Below are 22,193 nucleotides of genomic sequence, written 5' to 3' on the forward strand. Positions count from 1 at the left end.
CGCTCGACGCCCATTAACGCACCCGAAGGATTGTTAGTGTCGTTTCCGCTCGACTTGCATGTGTTAGGCCTGCCGCCAGCGTTCAATCTGAGCCATGATCAAACTCTTCAATTTAAGATTTTGTGACTCAACGAATACTGACTTCAAAACTAATATTTACCGAAGTAAACATGTAATTCTAAAGCTATTACCCCTCTCTTCTTAAATAAATAGGAACAGAATGGTAATGAATTGACTGTGCCGAATAACTACAAGTAGTTAAACGTATTGGTCACTCAGTTCATTGAAATCAATTTGTTACCGAAGTAACTGTTATTACGCTCTTTCGAAAAAGAACCAATAACGCTTTGATATTCATCAACGAGTGCCCACACAGATTGATAGGTTTAAATTGTTAAAGAGCTTAACTTCTTGAGCGTTCCTTTTAAGTAAGGAGCCTCTCGAAGTGGACGGCCATTCTAGCGAATTAACATTCAGTGTCAAACACTTTTTGAAAATTAATTTTTTGTCGCTTTCCGTCTTACTGATTCTTGCTGAAGCCTTGTGGCGTCTGCCGTCTCAGTGGTGTCGCATTATAGGGAACCCTCTCAGCTTAGCAACTACTTTTTCATGAAAAATGAATAAATAAGGGTTAACTGCCTAATAGTTCACCTAAACGTAAAAAAGAGAGCATTTCTGCTCTCTTTTTGCTCAAAATCTAAGGGTATTGTTAGATAAATGCGTAAGCATCAGCGTACATATGGTCACGCTTTGCTTCTTTATTCTGAGTAAATAGGTCTCTTGCAGCGCCCGCCATTTCAAAACGACCTGCAATATAGATATCGAAATCAGCTAATGATTCGAAACTTTGCATAACAGCCTCAAGCACATTACCTGTTTGGCCATACCAAACTTCCGGTGCTTCTTCTACTACCGGTACAAAGTGCACATTGCTATGCTTTTCTGCAATGCCAACCAACTCTTCTTTAGCATATAACTGGCACTCATCTTTTGCGCCCCAGTATAGGTAGATCTCTTTCGAGCTATTTTGCGCGATGCAGTGATCAAGAATAGAGCGCACGTAGCTGAAACCCGTGCCACCAGCAATAAGTAATAGAGGGCGATCGCTTTCTTCTTTGATCCAAGCATCTCCGTGTGGAGCATCAATCGCAATATCGCCATCTTCAGCTTGTGCCTTCTTCATCGCTTCAACCACTTCTAGTGCGTAAGCGTTGTGCTCGGCAGCACCAATGTGCAGCTCAAGCTCACCTTCGTGGCGGCAAGGGCTACTTGCGATAGAGAATGGGCGCTTATCTTTCTCGCCCATTTCAACCATCAGGTACTGGCCCGCTTTAAAAGCGACCGGTGTTTCTGGGTGAAGTAGGATTTGGTAAGTATTACAAGCCAAAGGCTCGATAGACTTCACTTTACATTTAATAGTCATGTTCTTCCTCTTACTAACCCTTAATCGGCAAAGGTTAGAACTAAATTACTTTCTGCAAATGCTTGGCAAGCAAAAATCCAGCCTTGTTGCTGCTCTTTCTCTGTGAGCATGGGTTCAAGGTGGTAACTCACTTGCCCTTCTAATTTTTTGCACATACACATTGCGCATGCGCCAACTTGGCAACGGTTTGGGAAATAGATATCGCTGTTGAGCGCAGCATCCAAGACCGTTTGCCCTTTTTCTACTGTGAAACTGATGTTTTCTGGGTATAAGACTACTTGGTAGCTCATGAAATTCCTAGCTGTTCCCAGATGCTATCAATCTTTTTCACAACATCAGGATCTTTTGTGATTGGTACACCCCACTCACGCAGGCATTCACCTTCCCACTTATTGGTCGCATCGAGACCCATTTTTGAGTGTCCAGTTTCGTTCTGCAGGAATAACGTATCTCTCGCCGGATCCATTCTTGTCGTTACAGCCCAAATGATGTCATTCCAATCACTCACATTGACATCGCCATCACACACGATAACAAACTTGTTCTCATCAAATTGAGACCAAACCGCTTCCATGATTTTCTTACCATTACCGGCAGCTTGCTTATCAATAGACACCACAACCATGCTGGCATTGTCGTTTTGCAGGTGAACATCAATAATTTCAGGATGAACCTTGGTTAACTCAGCCAAGCTACCCTCAATATGTTCATTATTTACAGGTGCTGTTTGGACATCTGGCGATAACGCTAACTCTGCGTCCCACTTCTTAGTAATATCTAGACCCATCTTAGAACCTAACCCAACCACGGGTGAGGCAAAATCCAATGAATCGATCGGCGTGTTCTCTATCATCAGGCTATCGCGTGACGGATCCATATGTTCGCACATCGCTGCGGTTACTTGAGACCAATCACGTGCATTCACATCTTCATCACACACCAATACAAATTTGGTGTACATGAATTGGCGTAAGAAAGACCATACACCCATCATCACTCGCTTAGCGTGACCTGGGTATTGCTTCTTCATGGTCACGACTGCCATTCGGTACGAACAACCTTCAGGCGGTAGATAGAAATCTTCAATCTCTGGGAACTGCTTTTGAAGAATAGGCACAAACACTTCATTTAGCGCAACACCCAATACCGCTGGCTCATCAGGTGGACGGCCAGTATAGGTGCTGTGATAGATAGGGTTCTCGCGCATGGTTACATGAGTAATAGTAAACACATGGTGCTTTTCTTTCTCGTTGTAGTAACCAGTATGATCTCCGTAAGGCCCTTCATCTGCGAATTCATTCGGGTCGATGTAACCTTCCATCACGATTTCTGCACTTGCGGGAACTTCTAAGTCGTTGCTGATTGATTTAACGACCTCAGTTTTACTACCACGTAGTAAGCCTGCAAACGCGTACTCAGATAAACTATCCGGCACTGGCGTAACCGCACCAAGAATGGTGGCAGGATCAGCACCAAACGCTACCGATACTGGGAATGGTTTCCCAGGGTTAGTTTCCATCCAATCACGCAGATCCAATGCTCCACCACGGTGGGCTAACCAACGCATGATGATTTTATTCTTGCCGATCTTCTGCTGACGATAGATACCTAAGTTTTGGCGTTTCTTGTTTGGACCACGAGTAACCGTTAAACCCCATGTTAGCAATGGCGCGACATCATCAGCCCAACAGCTCATCACAGGGATTTTATCTAGGTCGACGTCATCGCCTTGCCATACCACTTGTTGGCAAGCCGCTTTGCGAAGGCGTTTAGCTGGCATGTTTAAGACTTGCTTAAACACAGGTAGTTTATCAAGAGCGTCTTTAAAGCCTTTTGGTGGCTCAGGTTCTTTTAGGTAAGCAAGCAACTTGCCCACTTCACGCAGTTCTTTGACTTCTTGACGTCCCATACCAATAGCAACCCGATTAGGTGTACCAAATAGATTGGTCAAAACGGGCATGTCATAGCCTACTGGATTTTCAAACAAAAGAGCCGGGCCACCAGCACGTAGAGTACGGTCGCTAATTTCGGTCATTTCGTAGTCTGGATCGACTGGGTGAGAAATGCGTTTCAACTGACCAATACTTTCAAGATGGTCGATAAAATCACGTAAATCTTTAAAACTCATAGGACTTCTACATGCTGATTATTCTGCGCTCAGTATATCAAAAAGGGTGACGCTGAGGTCCCCCTTTTTAGTGTGGTTATTGAGAGGCAAAATCCACTTTACGGTAATGCTTGCTCGATCAAAGAACTCTTCACCTGAGGGTTATCATTGACGAGATCTTGCAACCATCGCGTATGACCTTGTTTGGCGAGTTCACGCGCAACTAATGGTGCTTCATCAGCAATCGCCATCCTAGAGACAAGGAACAGCTTCACCTCTTCTGATAACGGGTTAACTTTGGTAAGCAAAGTAATCGCTTCATCTTTCAAACGCGGGTTCTTAGTCGCTGCCATCACCTGTTCAAGCGCGAACGTTTGTTTGGTTTCAGCAAGGCGAACTAGCTCAGCTTGGCTATGATAATCGGCCTTCATTCGCCATAGAATTTTGTAAACCTCTGGGTCTTCGCTCACTTGCGCTAATCGAACCACCACCTCAGTAGAAGGTAACCAACTAACAATAGAAGATGCGGTGAGTTGCTTAGTTAGGTAATCAACCGCTTCAGGAGACAAACTGTCTAGCTCTCTAATGAGCAACGCTTCTCGCGTTTGAACTTGATGTTCAGATCCAGATAACCACTCTTTTAGGTCGAGTTCCTGTTTCTCTGCATCTAGCACAAATACCAATGTCTTCTGATCTTGACGCCATTGTTTAATAAGGCGATTAGCAATTGAAGGGTAATTAAAGGCAGGTACCGTAAACTCATAGCCATCGCCACGTTCTAAGACTTGATAAGTGGGCGTGATAGCAAGTTGCTGCTCGATGAAGATAGACATCTTGGGTGTGAGTACGATTTTTTGCTGTTCAAGCTTCTTCAAGAGTTGGTAACGAGCCACCTCTTGCTGGGGAAATGTCAGGCGCTCAAGCGCAAAGCGTAGCGAATTGACTTCGTCACGTACGACAAGCTCTAGTAGTTCAGCAGTTTTCAGTTTTACTTGATCATTCTCAAGCCAAGACTCTACTGTAAGTGGAGACATCTCGGTGGCATAGCTCATACCAACCGGTGAAAATAACAGTGAAGTAGACAGGAGTAATGATGACAACAGTCCATGTTGCATTTTAACGTCCTTGTAACACTTTTGCTCATTCTGCAAGCTGGCGCTACAAAATGCAAATAAAAAGCGCCACCCGAGGGCAGCGCTTATTAAATACGATCAGCTAATCAATATTACTGACGACGCATTGCGTCAAAGAACTCATCGTTCGTTTTCGTCATTGCTAGCTTGTCGATAAGGAATTCCATTGCGTCGATTTCGCCCATTGGGTGAACAATCTTACGCAGGATCCACATCTTCTGTAGTTCATCGTTCTTGGTAAGAAGCTCTTCACGACGAGTACCAGAGCGGTTGAAATCAATCGCTGGGAATACGCGTTTTTCAGCAATCTTACGGTTAAGGTGCAGTTCCATGTTACCTGTACCTTTGAATTCTTCGTAGATAACTTCATCCATCTTAGAACCAGTATCAACCAGTGCTGTTGCGATGATCGTTAAGCTACCGCCTTCTTCTACGTTACGTGCCGCACCGAAGAAACGCTTTGGACGATGTAGAGCATTCGCATCAACACCACCAGTAAGAACTTTACCTGATGAAGGAATCACAGTGTTGTAAGCACGAGCTAGACGAGTAATAGAATCCAGTAGGATAACTACATCTTTCTTGTGTTCAACAAGGCGCTTCGCTTTCTCGATAACCATTTCTGCAACTTGTACGTGGCGAGATGCTGGCTCATCGAATGTTGAAGCAACTACTTCGCCTTTAACTAGACGCTGCATTTCTGTTACTTCTTCTGGACGCTCATCGATAAGTAGAACCATTAGTTCACACTCAGGATGGTTACGTGCAATGCTTTGAGCAATGTTTTGCAGAAGCATTGTCTTACCCGCTTTAGGCGGAGCAACAATCAGACCACGCTGACCTTTACCAATTGGAGATGCAAGGTCAAGAATACGAGCCGTAATATCTTCAGTCGCACCATTACCCGCTTCCATCACCATACGTTCGTTAGCGTGAAGAGGAGTAAGGTTTTCGAAAAGAATCTTGTTACGTGCGTTGTCTGGCTTGTCGTAGTTAACCGTGTTTACTTTAAGCAGTGCAAAGTAACGCTCACCGTCTTTAGGTGGACGGATTTTACCGCCAATAGAGTCACCTGTACGTAGGTTAAAACGACGAATTTGGCTTGGTGATACGTAGATATCATCTGGGCCAGCCAGGTATGAACTGTCGGCGCTACGTAGGAAACCAAAACCGTCTTGAAGAATTTCTAGAACACCATCACCAAAGATGTCTTCACCACTTTTTGCATGCGCTTTAAGGATGGAGAAGATAATGTCTTGTTTTCTTAGGCGAGCTTGATTTTCAAGACCTAAGCTTTCGCTAAGTTTAACAAGCTCAGACACAGGTCTGTTCTTCAGTTCAGTAAGATTCATAGTGGTGGAAGTTTGTTTAGTCAAAATAGGATCTGTTTTCTTAAGTTAAGAAGGATTTGGTCACAGGATCGACCAAGAAGAGAAATTCGTTCAATTAACGTGCGATAAATTAGCACTAAAACTAAGACTAGTCCATAGCTTAGAAAAAACAAAACCGCGCATTTGTTAACTGCACGGTTTCTTTTCAAATGCTGACCTGATTAAAGGTTAGCGTCTAAGAACTCTTTAAGTTGAGTTTTAGATAATGCACCAACTTTAGTCGCTGCTACGCCGCCATCTTTGAAAAGAAGTAGCGTTGGAATACCGCGAATACCAAACTTTGGTGGAGTACCAGCATTTTGGTCGATATTTAATTTACCGATTGTGAGCTTGCCTTCGTACTCGTCTGCGATTTCATCAAGAATCGGCGCAATCATTTTACATGGACCACACCATTCTGCCCAAAAATCAACAAGAACAGGGCCTGCAGCGTTGATTACATCGTTATCAAAACCGTCATCAGTTAGCTGCAAAATCTTATCACTCATCTTCCACTCCAATGTATTTTTTAGAACTGGTTGGATGATAACCAGTAAATAGATGCCCTATTGGAATGTATTTACTTTCGTATTGCAAGCTTAAGCTGATATTCTATAGCAATGAAAAAGACGCATATCACAGAGCAAAAGTTCGCCGACTTGGATTTACTTCCGCAAGTCATTGAAGGATTGGAGAAAAAAGGGTTCGATTATTGTACCCCTATCCAAGCCTTGGCGCTCCCGGTACTGCTCACCGGCCAAGACATTGCAGGCCAGGCCCAAACGGGTACTGGTAAAACGCTTGCGTTTCTTACTGCTACTTTTAACCACCTGCTAAAAACATCTGAGCATGAAGGGCGTAAGCCTAACCAGCCACGTGCGATTATTATGGCACCAACGCGTGAACTCGCGATTCAGATCTACAACGATGCTGACTCTCTGGTTGAAAGCACAGGTATCAAGGCAGCACTTGCTTACGGTGGCGAAAGCTACGACAAGCAACTAGGTAAAATCGAAGAAGGCGCAGATATCTTAATTGGTACGACTGGCCGCATCATCGATTTCTACAAGCAGAAGGTATTTAACCTTAACCACATTCAAGCTGTTGTTCTTGACGAAGCTGATCGCATGTTCGATCTTGGTTTCATCAAAGACATCCGCTTCTTGTTCCGCCGTATGCCTGAGCCAAAAGATCGCCTGAACATGCTGTTCTCTGCGACATTGTCTTACCGCGTACAAGAGCTAGCGTTCGAACACATGCACAACCCTGAGCATGTTGTTGTTGAGCCAGAGCGTAAAACAGGTCACCGCATTCAGGAAGAACTGTTCTACCCATCAAACGAACACAAAATGGCACTGCTGCAGACTCTAGTTGAAGAAGAGTGGCCAGAGCGCGCTATCATCTTCGCTAACACTAAGCACAAATGTGAGTCTGTTTGGGGTCACCTAGCTGCAGATGGTCACCGTGTTGGCCTGCTAACTGGCGATGTTCCTCAGAAGAAACGTGAAAAGATTCTTGAGCAATTCACTAAAGGTGATGTTGACCTGCTTGTCGCAACCGACGTTGCAGCACGTGGTCTACACATTCCTCAAGTAACACACGTATTCAACTTCGACCTACCTGATGACTGTGAAGATTACGTTCACCGTATCGGCCGTACAGGTCGTGCTGGTGCAAGTGGTCACTCGATCAGCTTTGCTTGTGAAGATTACGCAATCAACTTGCCACCAATCGAAGAATACATTGAGCACGCGATCCCTGTGTCTGACTACGATGCTTCTGCACTGCTAGAAGATCTACCAGCACCATTGCGCTTACGTACACGTAACCCGCAACAACGCCGCTCAAACAACAATGGCCCACGCAACGGGAACCGTAAACCAAACCAGAACCGTCGCCCACGCCAACCGCGTCATAACAAGGAAGCTTAGTCGCTTATGAGTCAAACAGTGTCACCCCCGCTTTACGCTGCAATCGACCTCGGGTCGAACAGTTTTCATATGCTCGTTGTGCGTCATATCGATGGCAGCGTACAAACCATGGCTAAAATTAAGCGCAAAGTGCGTTTAGCTGCAGGCTTAGATGAAAATAATGCGCTTAGTACAGAAGCCATGCAGCGCGGTTGGGACTGTTTGAGTCTCTTTGCAGAGCGACTTCAAGATATTCCGAAAGAAAATATCCGCATTGTCGGTACAGCGACCCTACGTACTGCTATCAATGTGGATATATTTCTAGAGAAAGCGAACCAGATCCTTGGTTACGACATCAATGTTATCTCCGGAGAAGAAGAAGCTGCGACTATCTATAAAGGCGTAGCACACACTTCTGGTGGCAGCGGCCGCCGACTGGTTGTTGATATTGGTGGCGCAAGCACCGAGATGATCATTGGTGAAGGCTTCTCAGCGAAAGCACTAACCAGCCTAAAGATGGGCTGTGTTACTTGGCTTGAGCGCCACTTTAAAAACCGCCAATTAACCGCTACCAACTTTAACAACGCCATTGAAGCGGCGAAGTCGACGTTGGCTCCTATCCTAGATAGCTACACTGATATCGGATGGGATGTGTGTGTGGGCGCCAGCGGTACCGTTCAAGCACTGCAAGAGATCATGTTGGCGCAAGGCATGGATGAAGTGATTACTCATGCCAAACTTAAGCGTCTACAGAAACAAGCGATGATTACTGAGCGCTTGGAAGAGCTAGAAATCGAAGGACTTACCCTTGAACGCGCATTAGTGTTCCCGAGTGGCCTTTCCATTCTTATTGCTATTTTTGAGTTGCTTGAAATAGATTCAATGACACTCGCAGGCGGCGCACTCCGTGAAGGCCTAGCCTACGAGATGGTTGATGAGCTTCGCCAAGAAGATATCCGAGCGCGTACCATTAAGAGTGTTCAATCACGCTACCAAATGGACGTAAGCTACGGTGAACAAGTTGCTGTAGTCGCACAAACGCTGCTAGACCAAGCGGGCGCCGAAGCGTGGGTTTCAGAACCTCAAGCTGGTGTGCTATTGCAAACGGCAGCTAAGCTTCACGAGATTGGTTTAACCATCGATTTCAAAAAAGGCGGTGAGCACAGCGCTTATCTGCTGCAAAACTTAGACCTACCTGGCTTTACTCGAGCGCAAAAGCACTACTTGGGTGAGTTAACTCGTCGCTACCGTGAACAGTTAACCTCATTACCAGAGCAACACGCTATCTCAGGCACCAGCAGCAAGCGTATTTTACGTATTCTGCGTTTAGCTATTTTGCTGACCCACCGTCGTAACCCAGCGCTAGAGCCTGAGTTCAAACTGACGACGAATGACAACAATCTAACCCTAACGCTTTCTAAGCAATGGTTAGCTGACAATCCGCTGACCGCTGCAGAGCTAGAGATCGAGTCGAATAGACAAACCGATATTGGCTGGCCATTGAATATTAAATGCCTCTGATATTAGTATCTGACGCTAGATGTCTCGTCCTAAAATACGTTGACAGTATTTCTACTAAGCCAACAGCATCAGCTGTTGGCTTTTTTCATGCACCTCATTTGGAGTTTTCATCCTGAGACTAAGGTGCGGCCTCATATTGTTATAGGTACTTATAGACTCTTTTACTAGTTGTTTAAGCTCTCCGAGGTTTTTACACTTATTAAGTAAGAACTCTTGTTTCAGTATTCCATTTACTCTCTCTGCTAATGCATTTTGATAGCAGTCATAACCGTCTGTCATCGAGGGGCTTATGCCGCTACTTTTCAACTTATCTTGATAAACACCGGAGCAATACTGGAGACCACGATCAGAGTGATGGATACACGAACGATGATATTGACGCCCCTTAATAGCCATATCTAGCGCTTTCACAACATCCGTCGCCTTCATTTCGTTGCTCAGCTCGTAGCCCATAATTTTCCGATTAAACGCATCAGTTACCAATGAGAGATAGTGAATGCCTTCATCTGATTGGATATAGGTAATATCACTTACTAACACACCCTCTGGAGTGCATGGTTTGTAGTTCTTTAATAAGTTCGGATGTTTTTTCATCCAATGCTTACTGTTTGTCGTTTTCGTAAAACTACGTTTAGGTCTTACCAATAACCGTTCATCACGTAAGTAGTTGAAAAGAGCATCCCGACCTAACTTGATACCTTGTTCTTGCAACTTTGGCTTAAGTAAAAAGTAGAGCTTTCTAGTGCCAACCCGAGGCATATAACGTCTAATATCCAACACCATTTGTTTGATGGGTTTAAGTTCCAACTGGCGATGAACAGCTCGCTTTTCTCGTTGATAAACGCTTTGTCTCGTTATCCCGCATAGCTTACATACTCGAACTAAACTTATTCCTTCTTGTTCTTGAAGGCTTCTTGCTCCTTGGTGAGATACTTTTTTCTGAGGCTAGTTCCGTGTTCAGCATCAAGAATATCAACCACTCTATTTAAAAAGAGATTCTTGATTTTTTCGTCTTCCAGCTCTTTCTCAAGACGCTTTATTTTCTGTGCTGGTGACTCTTTAGGCTTAGTTGATTGGTGCATGGTATTCATCCTTGGAGTTTGCGCCCAATTCATCTTACCGTGCTTTCGAAGCCAAGTTAAAACAGTTGAACGGCCTTGGATACCATAAATGGTTTGGGCTTGTTTATATGTCATATCGCCTCTTTCTACAGCGGCGACGACCTGTAATTTAAAGCCTAGTGTGTAATCACGCTGAGTGCGCTTAACGTAGGTATTATTTGAAGTAGCCATAATTCGTCCTCAATGTGTAAACACATTTCAGGACGGGACAAGAAATTAAAAAAAGCCCAAGTTAGTAGACTAACTTGGGCTTTTTCTTATCGCTGCATTAATGCTTTGTGTTACAAATCTCAAACTTAAGCGTTCACGCCTGTCGCTTTAAAGTCAGGGTTCACTGCGGTTAGCTTTCTAACAATGTAGTTAAGAAGCACACCGTACATAGGCACGAACAAGCCTAGGCTGATGATAAGTTTGAATCCGTAATCGACTAAGGCAATCTCAGTCCAATGCTCGGCCATGAATGGATCTGGGCTTTGGTAGAAAGCAATCGCAAAGAAAGCGATGGTATCAATAGCATTACCGAATAACGTTGAACACGTTGGGGCAACCCACCACTGTTTAAGCTGACGTAGGCGGTTGAAAACATGCACATCCAAGATCTGACCCAGTAAATAAGCCATGAAGCTCGCCGCGGCGATACGTGCAACAAACAAGTTGAACTCACCTAGTTGGCTAAAGCCTTGGAATGAACCTTCAAAGAACACCACTGACAAGAAATAAGAAACGGCCAGCGCTGGTAGCATCACTAAGAAAATGATTTTACGGGCAAGCTGCGCGCCAAAAATGCGTACGGTCAGATCGGTCGCTAGGAAGATAAACGGGAAAGTGAAAGCACCCCAAGTGGTGTGCATACCGAAGACGGTAAAAGGTAGCTGAACCAGATAGTTGCTTGACGCAATAATCACCAAATGGAACAAAACTAATAGTGCTAAGGCTTTGCGCTGTTGCGCAGGGGTAAAGTTACTCATGCTGTACCTTTTTAGTTTGGTTTGGGGGTGAGGGAACCCAAATCGAGTCATTTCTTCGAATAATCCAAGAAAGCTCTTACCAATAACGTGAATTAAAAAATGTATCTAAAAATTGCTCTGCTGAGCGGCGGGCGATTATACATTAATCAATATTGGCTGCAACGGTGAGAACAAACGCAAACGTTTATTCTCACTTTTATTGGTGAATAGCGCTAGAAGCTGTGTTTTAGAAGAGATGCCAAAAGTTAAAAACCGCGCTTGAAAAGCGTCGCGAGATAATCAAACTCTTCTCGGCTTTCTTCAGCATTTAACGACTCAAACCAAATTGATTCACTGTAATGCTCAGACTTTAAGAACATTCGACAATCTTCAAAATCAATCAACCAAGAATGCATATCGGCGTCCCATTGCTTTTCAACAACAGACGCTGACAGCAACGCCACCAGCTTTTCACCTAGCACTTCGTAAGAATCAAAATCAAAACTTGGAGACGTAATCAATAAACGCCCTTCCTCAGCTAAATACTCTCTTAAGCCAAATTCTGTTTGTGTTGTCATGTCCCTATCAACCTTATTCTTTTTCTATTAGTTAGACGTTTCTTGCAAACTAACCGTGTGTGGTGATGTGTTCTTGAATCAAATCTAAGAATGGGTCTGCGTACTTATCGAGTTTACGTTGACCGACACCGTTGACTGCCAGCATTTCTCCGTATGAAGTAGGTAGTATTTCAGCCATATCAATCAAGGTCGCGTCGCTGAATACCACATATGGTGGCAAGCCATCTTCATCAGCAATCGACTTACGCAGCTTACGCAGTTTCGCAAACAGCTTCTTATCGTAATTCTTGCTGCTTAACTTATCGGACTTAGCATTACGCACCGCTGTATCTAAACGAGGAACAGCCAATTCCAAAGACATCTCACCGCGCAGCAGCGGGCGGGCTTCTTCTGTTAGCTGTAATGTCGAGTTACGAGTGATGTTCTGGAACAGCAAGCCTTTGTGGATTAACTGACGGAAGATACTGATCCAGTAATCGTGGCTATGGTCGCGGCCAATACCGTAGGTAGACAGCTTATCGTGACCATTATCGCGGACACGAATATTCTGCATACCACGCATCACTTCGACTACGTAGCCCATACCAAACGACTGATTGACACGGTACACACAAGACAACGCCTTCTGCGCTTCTTTAGTCGCATCAAAATGCTTAGGTGGATCGAGGCAGATATCGCAGTTGCCACATTGCTTCTCGCGATATTCGCCAAAATAGTTAAGCAGAACCTGACGACGACACGTTTGCGCTTCAGCAAAGGCACTCATCGCATTCAGCTTGTGCATCTCAACTTGTTTCTGTGGGCCTTCTTCTTTCTCATCCAGCATACGACGCAGCCAACCCATATCAGCCGGGTCAAACAACATCATCGCTTCAGCAGGCAAACCATCACGACCTGCACGGCCTGTCTCTTGATAGTAAGACTCGATATTACGTGGGATATCAAAGTGCACCACGAAACGTACGTTGGGTTTGTTGATGCCCATACCGAAAGCCACAGTCGCGACCACGATCTGAATATCATCGCGTTGGAAGGCTTCTTGAACGTAAGCACGCTCATCGGTGTCCATACCAGCGTGATAACCCGCGGCGCGAATACCGTTATTGCACAGCTTCTCGGTCACCATCTCCACTTTCTTACGGCTACCACAGTAGATGATGCCGCAATTGCCCTTTTGTGTTTCTAGGTAGCGAACCACCTGTGACACGGGTTTGTGCTTCTCAACCAAGTTGTAGCGAATATTAGGGCGATCAAAGCTGCCTAAGTAAGTATGCGGGTCCAGGAGCTGTAGGCGCGAGATAATATCTTTACGCGTCGCATCATCAGCGGTTGCTGTGAGCGCCATGTAAGGCACATGCGGAAAGTACTGTTTAAGCTGGCCTAATGATGCGTATTCAGGGCGGAAGTCGTGACCCCATTGAGAGATACAGTGCGCTTCATCGACTGCAATCATTGAAAGCGGTAAACCCTGAAGACGCTCGATAAAGTCACGCATCAACACGCGCTCTGGCGACACATACACCATTTTCAGCTGACCTGAGTTCATGCGATTGAACACATTCAGCAATTGGTCACGTGGCATTGAAGAGTTAATACACTCAGCAGCAACACCATTGGCCTTCAGTTGATCGACTTGGTCTTTCATCAACGAGATCAGCGGCGAGATAACCAGAGTCAGCCCTTCACGAACCAAAGCAGGGATTTGGTAACACAGAGATTTACCACCACCGGTTGGCATAATCACCAAGCTGTCTTTGCCTTCAACGGCCAAATCAATGACCTCTTGCTGACCATCGCGAAAGCTTTGATAGCCAAACACATCTTGTAAGATGGTTTGCGCATCATTCGCGGGAGTTGGTATTTGCTCAGCAATCAGAGTGGCGGTCATTGTGGTTCCTAATCGAGGTATGAAATCAGCAAGCATCTTCGGCAAGCAAGTCGCACATTGTAGAGGGGAACGCTGGCGAATTAAACCGCAAATTGTTAGGTGAAAAGGGTTATCGCTCCTATACTGACCAACTCTCTTATAAATCTTATTAATAAGCACTCAGTGCTAGAGAAAGATGCATGACACAGGAAGAACAACAACGTACGCGCCAAGGAGTTTTGCTTGCCGTCGGCGCCTACACAATGTGGGGTATCGCCCCTATATATTTCAAATCTTTAAGTGACGTTTCCCCGTTAGAGATCCTCAGCCACCGTGTAGTATGGTCTTTTTTCCTACTCGCTTTCTTACTACACATTGGCCGCAGCTGGCGTAAAGTCCGCGATACCCTGACCTCAAAACCAAAAATGCTCTATTTGGTAGCGACGTCTATTTTGGTGGGTGCTAACTGGCTGATCTTTATCTGGGCGGTGAACTCCAATCACATGCTCGATGCCAGTTTGGGGTATTACATCAACCCGCTGATTAACGTGCTACTTGGGATGCTCTTCCTTGGCGAACGCTTACGTAAGCTGCAATGGTTTGCTGTGGCTCTGGCTGCGATTGGCGTATTAATCCAATTAATTGCCTTCGGCTCAGTGCCTATCGTCGCCATTGCCCTAGCCTTTAGCTTTGGTTTTTATGGCTTGCTGCGTAAGAAAGTCAGCTTAGAAGCGCAAACGGGTTTGTTCATTGAAACTCTGGTGATGCTGCCTCTCGCCGCAACCTACTTACTGTTTATTGCCGATAGCCCGACCTCAAACTTATCGATGAACCCGATGCAACTCAACCTGTTACTGGTTGCTGCCGGTGTGATCACCACGGTTCCATTGCTGTGTTTTACTGGCGCTGCAACTCGCTTGAAGCTATCGACACTCGGTTTTTTCCAGTACATAGGTCCAAGCTTGATGTTCTTACTGGCGGTTCTGATTTACGGTGAAGCCTTTACCTCAGATAAAGCAATCACCTTTGCTTTCATATGGGGGGCACTGGTTATTTTCAGCTTTGATGGCCTGCGTAACAACAAGAAGAACAAACGCGCGAAACAGTGATATTGATCGTTTTTTACAAGACAATCCCTTAATACGCAGATAAGCTTGGTTGAATTGATGACTATTTGACCAAGCTTTTTTGTACCATGGATAAAGTCCACTACTACTCTACCCCAACAGAAGATATCAGCCTGATCCAAGCTCAATACCAAGAGTTTGCCTTTCAACGCCACTATCATTTGGACTTTCACATCGGCTTAATTACCCAAGGGCAGCAAAAGTTCGCCTACAAAGGGGCGAGCCACCATGTCGGTGCAGGCCAAGTGGTTATCATGCCACCTGATGAGCTGCATGATGGGCACTCCAAACTCGATTCAGGTTATCAAGTCAGTGTGTTTGCAGTTTCTCCTCAATGGTTTCAAGATCTTGCCGATCCCAAGCAAAATGGTCACACATTAGGCTTTTCTGAGTTGATCCTCTCCGATCAAGCTGCGTTTTTACAATTACGCAACTTACACGGCCTGTTAATCAATCAAAGCATCAGCCAGCTCGCTCAAGATTGCTTACCTTTCGAAGGGTTCTCGACGATTGTCGATCGTTATGCGAAATTTGGATCGAAGAGTGACATCAAACTGGGTAATCAATCGATTGATACGCTAAAAGACTACTTGATGGCGAACTTGGATCAACCAGTGCGATTAGAACAATTGTCTGAGTTGTGTGGTTTAACCACGACTCAATTCCAACGCCATTTTAAAAACAGAATGGGCATTACGCCTTATGCATGGCTGAGCCGTTTACGTATGGAACAGAGCATGCGTCTGATTAAGTCTGGGATATGTGGTACCAAGGTCGCGCACCAAGTAGGCTTCTATGATCAAGCACACTTCTCTAAGGCTTTCAAAACCACGTTCGGCGTACCACCCTCACAAATCAACTAAGTGTTGATAATTTACAATTGCTCGATTTCAAATCGCGGTAAGCTACGCTCAATACGATTACTTATTTAATAATAGCGGCAACGTTATTGAGAACTGACATGAACGAAGTCACCATACTGATCACCCTCGCCTCTATCCATTTCATCGCTTTGATGAGCCCCGGCCCTGACTTTGCGTTAGTCGTGCAAAATGCGACACGCCACGGCAGACAAACAGGCTTGTACATTGCGCTTGGTTTATCTTGCGGGATCTTACTGCATTCGTTGCTCAGCCTGACGGGAATCAGTTACCTAGTCCACCAGCAACCAACCCTATTTGCCATTATCCAGTTGGCTGGCGGTAGCTACTTGCTGTACTTAGGCTACGGTGCACTTAAAGCAACCTGGCAAATCATTCAGAACCACGACGATGACGACGATACCGTCAATGCCAAAGATCTGATTCTGACCAACAAGCGTCAGGCATTTTCGAAAGGGTTTGCGACCAATATTCTCAACCCAAAAGCTTTGGTGTTCTTTATTAGCTTGATGTCGAGCTTAGTGCCTGCCGACATGTCTCTATCAGGTAAAGGCTTTGCGCTTATTATCTTGTTTGGTCTGTCTCTGTTTTGGTTTTCACTACTGGCGTGGATGCTTTCGACTAAGGCTCTACAGAAGAAACTTAGCGAAGCAACGGTATACATCGATGGCTTATGTGGCGTGGTATTCAGCCTGATTGGCGCGAGTATTCTTTGGCAGTCGCTGTCCGGTTTAATCGCTTAAATTCGAATCAAGATTACAATTCGTTAACAACGCACTGGCTATCTAATCTTTCCGCTGCCAATCTAGCTCTGCATATTAAAAGGAGAAGATCATGCAGTGGAAAACAAAACTAACAACCCTCGCCACTTCTACCCTACTTTTTGCCTCTCACGTCAGTTGGGCAAATCAAGCTGCCGATTCCGTCGCACCCGAACAAAGTAGTGGTTTAGAAACCAAACAACTCGTTAAAGCCAACGATTGGATGGTCACCGCAGCCAACCCTCTTGCAACACAAGCCGGTGCTGATGTACTTGCCCGTGGTGGTAACGCAATTGACGCCATGGTTGCCGTGCAGCTTATGCTTGGCTTAGTGGAACCTCAGTCATCAGGTATTGGTGGCGGCGCGTTCCTTGTCTATTTTGATGGCAAAGACAAACAGCTCAAGACCTACGATGGCCGTGAAACTGCGCCACTTGATGCCACCCCACGTCTATTCCAAGACGAAAACGGACAACCGCTTAAATTCTATGATGCCGTGGTTGGCGGTCGTTCTGTTGCCACGCCGGGCACGGTGCAATTGCTGTGGGACACTCACCAGAAATACGGCAAGCTCGAATGGGCATCACTGATTAAACCTATCGCTCAGTTAGCTGAAGAAGGTTTTACTATCAGCCCACGTTTAGCCACCTTGATCGAAAACGACCAAGAACGTCTGAGCCGCTTTGCGACAACTAAAGCCTACTTCTTCAATGCCGATGGCAGCCCGAAAGCCGCTGGCACGCAACTTAAGAACCCTGAATACGCGGCAACGTTACACGCTATCTCGAAGGATGGTGCTAAAGCTTTCTACCAAGGTGAGATTTCTGCCGACATCATTAACACAGTACAAACAGCGAAAGGTAACCCGGGCGTATTGGCACAGAAAGATTTCGACGCCTATTCGATCAAGCAGCGCGAACCGGTTTGTTCTGCTTATGAAAGCTACGATATTTGCGGAATGGGGCCACCAAGCTCTGGTGCGTTAACGGTTGGACAAATCCTTGCAATGACTGAGCAGTTTGACCTCAAATCATGGGGGCCAAACGACGCAAAATCTTGGCAAGTGTTAGCAGACGCTTCTCGCTTAGCCTTTGCAGACCGTGGTATGTACATGGCAGACCAAGATTATGTGCCTATGCCAACCCAAGGGTTAGTGAATACTGACTATTTGCAGGAGCGTGCTCAGTTAATTACCGCAGGTAAGGCATTAGACAGCGCACCTTCAGGCACCCCACCGTGGGATCATGCGATGCAGAGAAGCCAAGATGTTTCTATTGAGTTGCCGTCCACCAGCCACTTCAACATTGTCGATAGTGATGGCAATGTCGTATCGATGACCACCACCATCGAGAACGCATTTGGCTCACGCCTGATGGTAAGAGGATTCCTACTCAACAACGAACTGACCGACTTCTCATTCAAGACTCATAACGATGGCAAGCCTATCGCGAACCGACTTGAACCAGGTAAGCGTCCACGTTCTTCAATGGCGCCGACCATTATCATGCAAGACGATAAACCTTACATGGCAATTGGCTCTCCGGGAGGCAGCCGTATCATCGGTTATGTGGCACAAGCGATCATTGCTCACACCCAATGGGACATGGATATCCAACAAGCGATCAACCAACCACACTTCCTAAATCGCTTCGGTACCTTAGATTTGGAAAAAGGAACATCAGCGGAAAACTTCAAACCTGAGCTAGAAAAGATGGGATTTGAGGTCAACGTTCGCGATCTTAACTCGGGTTTACACGCTATTCGCATCACAAAAGATGGTCTAGAAGGTGCTGCAGACCCTCGTCGTGAAGGTGCAGCCATTGGTCAGTAGGGAATAATCCTCCCTTTTTACTCGCTGCCTTGTGCGAGATCTCTCACAAGGTAGTGAGTAAATATCGATATTTGATGACGAAATTAATCACCTCGACATCGTAACCAATTGAAATTAAAAGATACGTACATTTATCGTTCAAATAATTATATAGAAATTCGCTTATGCACCATTGCTGATAAATAAGGAATCGGTAATATGAATGGTGTCGGAAGGATGCTGACACGGAACAGGAAACGCCAAGGACTTGGTTATCTTCAGGATGAAGATTCGATTACTCAGGATGAATAATCGGCATGGATAGCGAAATGGACATTGAATGGACGCAATAGTAACTAGGATGGTTGCTACTAAGGAAAGACAATGGACACCTCTGGACGAGGAAAGGACTGAACATCAGGATGATGTAAAGGACACCGCTCAAGGAACAAGTGACGCGCGCTAACGAGGATTGTTGGCAGATCAGGATAAGATCAAGGACACCGCTAGGAAGGCGACGAAAGGAATACGCTGAAGGATAACAGCACACTATCATGGATTTGATGCATGGAGCACACTTAGTAGCCGGATTGCTGCGAGTAAGACTATAGACCCCGATGAGCGCAAGCTCTCGGGGTTTTTCTTTATCTGTCGTTTCACTTATTCCTCTCTCAAACAAATAAATCAAAGACCTTTAATTACAATTCTGACATTTAAAGCATTCACTTCTTAACCACTTCCGAGTAACGTAAGTCTTACTAGGCTCAACTAGTTTCATAACCATAATTAAACTAAGGACAAATTCATGTCACACGTTACCTTCAAAGGCGCTGCTGTACCACTAACAGGCACATTCCCACAAACTGGCGAACAAGCACCAAGCTTTGCACTGACTGCAGGCGACCTTTCTGAACTGACTCTTGCTTCTCTTGAAGGCAAGAAAGTGGTTCTAAACATCTTCCCAAGTATCGACACAGCAACTTGTGCAACGAGCGTACGTACGTTCAACGCAAAAGCAGCAGAACTTGAGAACACGGTTGTTGTTTGTATTTCTGCTGACCTACCGTTTGCTGCGGGCCGCTTCTGTGAACTAGAAGGCATTGAAGGCGTTCAACACGCTTCAACTTTCCGTTCTCCTACATTCGCATCAGACTACGGCGTAGCGATCGCTGAAGGCCCACTATCAGGCCTAACAACACGTGCCGTTGTCGTTGTTGATGAAAAAGGTGTGGTGACACACAGCGAGTTGGTTGCAGAGATCACTGAAGAGCCAAACTACGAAGCGGCACTTGCAGCACTGTAAGTCTCACTTTGAGGCAACAATGTCTTCAGCTCGTATTAACCTAATTTAGGTCGGTACAAAGTAATAAAAAGAGCAGCCATTGGCTGCTCTTTCTGTTTTTAATAATGAACGATTTTTAGATACCGAAGTAGCAGATTACAACTGTTCTAAACGAGCGTAAGCCGTTACTAACCACTTGATGCCTTCACCGTTAAACGCGACTTGAACTCGGCTCTGCGGGCCACTTCCCTCGAAGTTGATGATAGTGCCTTCACCAAACTTAGGGTGCTTAACGCGAGAACCCAAACTAAAGCCTGTTTCGTTAAAGTTCTCTTTCACGGCGGTTTGGCTAAAGCGGCCACTGCTAGCAGGACGACTCACTTGCGCTTTCATACGAACCTCATCCAGACAGGTTTCTGGTAGTTCACGAATAAAACGAGATGGCTTGTGGTACTTGTCTTGACCATACAAACGACGCATTTCAGCATAAGTGATGTAGAGCTTCTCCATCGCACGGGTCATACCGACATAGCACAGGCGACGCTCTTCTTCTAAACGCCCCGCTTCTTCGGCCGACATCTGGCTTGGGAACATGCCTTCTTCGACACCCACCATAAACACCATTGGAAACTCTAGGCCTTTAGCACTGTGCAAAGTCATTAACTGAACCGCATCGTCAAACTCATCGGCCTGACCTTCACCCGCTTCCAAAGCTGCGTGAGTTAAGAACGCCGTCAGCATGCTCATCTCATCCGCTTCTTCCGGCTTTTCAAACTGGCGCGTTGCCGTTACCAATTCTTCCAAGTTCTCGATACGTGCCTTCGACTTCTCACCCTTCTCTTGCTCGTACATAGCAAACAGACCCGACGATTTAATCACGTGGTCGGTTTGTTCATGCAGGGTAAGTTCCAACGTGTCATCTTCAAGCGCATTAATCAGCTCGATAAAACGACTTAATGCGCCCGCAGCACGACCGGGTAGCACTTGCTCTTCTATCAAAGCAACACTGGCTTCCCACATGGTTGCACCACGATCACGAGCAGCAAGACGAATCGTTTCTAACGTTTTATCACCCAAGCCACGCGTTGGCGTATTAACCACACGTTCAAACGCGGCATCATTATTGCGGTTGCTCATGAGGCGCATGTAGCTCAAGGCGTCTCTGATTTCTTGACGCTCGAAGAATCGCATGCCACCGTAGATTCGGTAAGGCAGGCCACCTTGGATAAGCGCTTCTTCAAGCACACGAGATTGGGCGTTATTACGATAAAGCATCGCGGTATCTTCTAACGCACCGCCTTTCTCTTGCCACTCTTTGATTTTGCTGACCGTGAAACGCGCTTCATCTAACTCGTTATAAGCTGAGTAAACTGAGATTGGCTCGCCATCGTTGCCATCAGTCCACAGCTCTTTACCCATACGCTCAGTGTTGTTCGAGATAAGCTCGTTCGACGCCTGAAGAATGGTTTTGGTTGAACGGTAGTTTTGTTCGAGTCGAACCGTTGAAGCACCTGGGAATTCATCCAAGAACTTCTGAATATTTTCAATTTTAGCGCCACGCCAGCCATAGATAGATTGGTCATCATCACCCACGATCATCACGCGACAATCCGGGCCCGCCATCATACGTAACCAAGCGTATTGGATGTTGTTGGTATCTTGGAATTCGTCGACAAGAATGTGCTTAAAGCGAGCTTGGTAGTGCTCGCGGATGTGTTTCTTATCGCGCAATAGCTCATGCGATCGCAACAAGATTTCAGCAAAGTCGACCAAGCCAGCACGATCACATGCTTCTTGGTAAGCAGAGTAAATCTTTAACCACGTTTGAGTTATTGGATCATGGTAGGCGTCAATGTGACTTGGGCGCAGCCCTTCGTCTTTCTTGCCATTGATCCACCAAGAAGCTTGCTTGGCAGGCCACTGCTTTTCATCAAGGTTTTGCGCCTTGATTAAGCGACGCAGCAAACGAATCTGATCATCTGAATCAATGATCTGGAAGTCTTCTGGCAGTTTTGCATCTAGGTAGTGAGCACGAAGGATGCGGTGACAGATACCGTGGAAGGTGCCGTTCCACATGCCCGACGAGCTACCCATCATCAACTCTTCAATACGACCACGCATCTCTGCTGCCGCTTTGTTGGTGAAGGTAACCGACATGATAGAGAACGGTGATGCTTGCTCTACGCTTTGTAACCAAGAGATACGATGCACCAATACTCGCGTTTTACCACTGCCAGCACCTGCCAGAATAAGTAGGTTTTCTAAAGGTGCTGCGACCGCCTCACGTTGTTTGTCGTTTAGGCCATCGAGTAAAAGCGAAGGATCTATCATTGAATATGCTCACTACTGGGTATT

General features: G+C 45.7%; 18 protein-coding genes. 7 read left to right on the forward strand and 11 right to left on the reverse strand.

All coding sequences use genetic code 11. The annotated features are described in order from the left end of the window. Nucleotides 1–709: 709 nt before the first annotated feature. From fre to trxA, 6 genes are all read right to left on the reverse strand, one after another. Nucleotides 710–1,423: an NAD(P)H-flavin reductase gene (fre, locus tag AB4249_RS04900; RefSeq protein WP_372102424.1), complete on the reverse strand. Its 714-nt coding sequence runs from the start codon at nucleotides 1,421–1,423 to the stop codon at nucleotides 710–712. Nucleotides 1,424–1,443: 20 nt separating this feature from the next. Then, nucleotides 1,444–1,713, reverse strand: a complete 270-nt coding sequence (locus AB4249_RS04905; RefSeq protein WP_008224727.1) for a 2Fe-2S iron-sulfur cluster-binding protein — start codon at nucleotides 1,711–1,713, stop codon at nucleotides 1,444–1,446. Next, nucleotides 1,710–3,551 carry a 4-hydroxy-3-polyprenylbenzoate decarboxylase gene (gene ubiD / locus AB4249_RS04910; RefSeq protein WP_372102426.1) on the reverse strand — a complete coding sequence of 614 codons (1,842 nt, stop codon included), beginning with the start codon at nucleotides 3,549–3,551 and terminating at the stop codon, nucleotides 1,710–1,712. The genes AB4249_RS04905 and ubiD overlap by 4 nt, the downstream gene beginning before the upstream one ends. Nucleotides 3,552–3,649: 98 nt before the next feature. Further along, nucleotides 3,650–4,645 (reverse strand): hypothetical protein, encoded by a 996-nt coding sequence (locus AB4249_RS04915; RefSeq protein WP_017059249.1) that lies wholly within the window; start codon nucleotides 4,643–4,645, stop codon nucleotides 3,650–3,652. A 110-nt stretch (nucleotides 4,646–4,755) separates the two neighbouring features. Next, a complete protein-coding gene (gene rho, locus AB4249_RS04920; RefSeq protein WP_017062978.1) occupies nucleotides 4,756–6,015 on the reverse strand; it encodes a transcription termination factor Rho in 1,260 nt (419 codons plus the stop codon). Between the two features lie 200 nt (nucleotides 6,016–6,215). Next, entirely contained in the window at nucleotides 6,216–6,542 is a 327-nt protein-coding gene (trxA, locus tag AB4249_RS04925; RefSeq protein ID WP_010440700.1) for a thioredoxin TrxA, read from the reverse strand. A gap of 111 nt (nucleotides 6,543–6,653) precedes the next feature. Between trxA and rhlB the strand changes: the two genes are divergently transcribed. Together rhlB and gppA are read left to right on the forward strand one after the other, a co-directional pair. After that, complete coding sequence (gene rhlB, locus AB4249_RS04930; protein ID WP_017062979.1) at nucleotides 6,654–7,964, forward strand: ATP-dependent RNA helicase RhlB; 1,311 nt, start codon at nucleotides 6,654–6,656, stop codon at nucleotides 7,962–7,964. A 6-nt stretch (nucleotides 7,965–7,970) separates the two neighbouring features. Then, a complete protein-coding gene (gene gppA / locus AB4249_RS04935; RefSeq protein WP_017062980.1) occupies nucleotides 7,971–9,464 on the forward strand; it encodes a guanosine-5'-triphosphate,3'-diphosphate diphosphatase in 1,494 nt (497 codons plus the stop codon). A gap of 54 nt (nucleotides 9,465–9,518) precedes the next feature. On the opposite strand, the gene AB4249_RS04940 is transcribed toward gppA, so the two are convergent. The 4 genes from AB4249_RS04940 to recQ all read right to left on the reverse strand — a co-directional run bounded on the left by AB4249_RS04940 (nucleotide 9,519) and on the right by recQ (nucleotide 13,998). Continuing rightward, nucleotides 9,519–10,756 (reverse strand): IS3 family transposase gene (locus AB4249_RS04940; RefSeq protein WP_372102428.1). Its coding sequence is split into 2 segments (ribosomal slippage): nucleotides 9,519–10,384 and nucleotides 10,384–10,756, totalling 1,239 coding nucleotides; the frame shifts between segments, so codons are not numbered across the junction. A gap of 125 nt (nucleotides 10,757–10,881) precedes the next feature. Continuing rightward, complete coding sequence (locus tag AB4249_RS04945; protein ID WP_017061333.1) at nucleotides 10,882–11,553, reverse strand: 7-cyano-7-deazaguanine/7-aminomethyl-7-deazaguanine transporter; 672 nt, start codon at nucleotides 11,551–11,553, stop codon at nucleotides 10,882–10,884. Nucleotides 11,554–11,798: 245 nt separating this feature from the next. After that, nucleotides 11,799–12,110 carry a DUF3630 family protein gene (locus AB4249_RS04950; RefSeq protein WP_017061332.1) on the reverse strand — a complete coding sequence of 104 codons (312 nt, stop codon included), beginning with the start codon at nucleotides 12,108–12,110 and terminating at the stop codon, nucleotides 11,799–11,801. Nucleotides 12,111–12,159: 49 nt separating this feature from the next. Continuing rightward, nucleotides 12,160–13,998 carry an ATP-dependent DNA helicase RecQ gene (gene recQ, locus AB4249_RS04955; RefSeq protein ID WP_017062982.1) on the reverse strand — a complete coding sequence of 613 codons (1,839 nt, stop codon included), beginning with the start codon at nucleotides 13,996–13,998 and terminating at the stop codon, nucleotides 12,160–12,162. Between the two features lie 179 nt (nucleotides 13,999–14,177). Between recQ and rarD the strand changes: the two genes are divergently transcribed. From rarD to tpx, 5 genes are all read left to right on the forward strand, one after another. After that, nucleotides 14,178–15,086 (forward strand): EamA family transporter RarD, encoded by a 909-nt coding sequence (gene rarD, locus AB4249_RS04960; RefSeq protein ID WP_017061330.1) that lies wholly within the window; start codon nucleotides 14,178–14,180, stop codon nucleotides 15,084–15,086. Between the two features lie 86 nt (nucleotides 15,087–15,172). Beyond that, nucleotides 15,173–15,967 carry an AraC family transcriptional regulator gene (locus AB4249_RS04965; RefSeq protein ID WP_372101248.1) on the forward strand — a complete coding sequence of 265 codons (795 nt, stop codon included), beginning with the start codon at nucleotides 15,173–15,175 and terminating at the stop codon, nucleotides 15,965–15,967. A 98-nt stretch (nucleotides 15,968–16,065) separates the two neighbouring features. Then, on the forward strand, nucleotides 16,066–16,728 hold the full coding sequence (locus AB4249_RS04970) for a LysE family translocator (RefSeq protein WP_017061328.1): 663 nt from the start codon (nucleotides 16,066–16,068) through the stop codon (nucleotides 16,726–16,728). Between the two features lie 91 nt (nucleotides 16,729–16,819). Next, entirely contained in the window at nucleotides 16,820–18,577 is a 1,758-nt protein-coding gene (gene ggt / locus AB4249_RS04975; protein WP_017062985.1) for a gamma-glutamyltransferase, read from the forward strand. A gap of 784 nt (nucleotides 18,578–19,361) precedes the next feature. Then, on the forward strand, nucleotides 19,362–19,859 hold the full coding sequence (gene tpx / locus AB4249_RS04980) for a thiol peroxidase (RefSeq protein WP_017062986.1): 498 nt from the start codon (nucleotides 19,362–19,364) through the stop codon (nucleotides 19,857–19,859). A gap of 135 nt (nucleotides 19,860–19,994) precedes the next feature. Here tpx and uvrD read toward each other — a convergent pair whose 3' ends face one another. Next, entirely contained in the window at nucleotides 19,995–22,169 is a 2,175-nt protein-coding gene (gene uvrD, locus AB4249_RS04985; RefSeq protein ID WP_372102430.1) for a DNA helicase II, read from the reverse strand. Nucleotides 22,170–22,193 lie beyond the last annotated feature (24 nt).

Source organism: Vibrio sp. 10N.261.55.F4 (assembly GCF_041470465.1).
GTDB lineage: Bacteria > Pseudomonadota > Gammaproteobacteria > Enterobacterales > Vibrionaceae > Vibrio > Vibrio crassostreae_C.

What these genes read in the sequence shown, in the direction of transcription:
- fre (WP_372102424.1), bottom strand. Translation starts at nt 1,423, where the DNA reads ATGACTATTAAATGTAAAGTGAAGTCTATCGAGCCTTTGGCTTGTAAT.
- AB4249_RS04905 (WP_008224727.1), bottom strand. Translation starts at nt 1,713, where the DNA reads ATGAGCTACCAAGTAGTCTTATACCCAGAAAACATCAGTTTCACAGTA.
- ubiD (WP_372102426.1), bottom strand. Translation starts at nt 3,551, where the DNA reads ATGAGTTTTAAAGATTTACGTGATTTTATCGACCATCTTGAAAGTATT.
- AB4249_RS04915 (WP_017059249.1), bottom strand. Translation starts at nt 4,645, where the DNA reads ATGCAACATGGACTGTTGTCATCATTACTCCTGTCTACTTCACTGTTA.
- rho (WP_017062978.1), bottom strand. Translation starts at nt 6,015, where the DNA reads ATGAATCTTACTGAACTGAAGAACAGACCTGTGTCTGAGCTTGTTAAA.
- trxA (WP_010440700.1), bottom strand. Translation starts at nt 6,542, where the DNA reads ATGAGTGATAAGATTTTGCAGCTAACTGATGACGGTTTTGATAACGAT.
- rhlB (WP_017062979.1), top strand. Translation starts at nt 6,654, where the DNA reads ATGAAAAAGACGCATATCACAGAGCAAAAGTTCGCCGACTTGGATTTA.
- gppA (WP_017062980.1), top strand. Translation starts at nt 7,971, where the DNA reads ATGAGTCAAACAGTGTCACCCCCGCTTTACGCTGCAATCGACCTCGGG.
- AB4249_RS04945 (WP_017061333.1), bottom strand. Translation starts at nt 11,553, where the DNA reads ATGAGTAACTTTACCCCTGCGCAACAGCGCAAAGCCTTAGCACTATTA.
- AB4249_RS04950 (WP_017061332.1), bottom strand. Translation starts at nt 12,110, where the DNA reads ATGACAACACAAACAGAATTTGGCTTAAGAGAGTATTTAGCTGAGGAA.
- recQ (WP_017062982.1), bottom strand. Translation starts at nt 13,998, where the DNA reads ATGACCGCCACTCTGATTGCTGAGCAAATACCAACTCCCGCGAATGAT.
- rarD (WP_017061330.1), top strand. Translation starts at nt 14,178, where the DNA reads ATGACACAGGAAGAACAACAACGTACGCGCCAAGGAGTTTTGCTTGCC.
- AB4249_RS04965 (WP_372101248.1), top strand. Translation starts at nt 15,173, where the DNA reads ATGGATAAAGTCCACTACTACTCTACCCCAACAGAAGATATCAGCCTG.
- AB4249_RS04970 (WP_017061328.1), top strand. Translation starts at nt 16,066, where the DNA reads ATGAACGAAGTCACCATACTGATCACCCTCGCCTCTATCCATTTCATC.
- ggt (WP_017062985.1), top strand. Translation starts at nt 16,820, where the DNA reads ATGCAGTGGAAAACAAAACTAACAACCCTCGCCACTTCTACCCTACTT.
- tpx (WP_017062986.1), top strand. Translation starts at nt 19,362, where the DNA reads ATGTCACACGTTACCTTCAAAGGCGCTGCTGTACCACTAACAGGCACA.
- uvrD (WP_372102430.1), bottom strand. Translation starts at nt 22,169, where the DNA reads ATGATAGATCCTTCGCTTTTACTCGATGGCCTAAACGACAAACAACGT.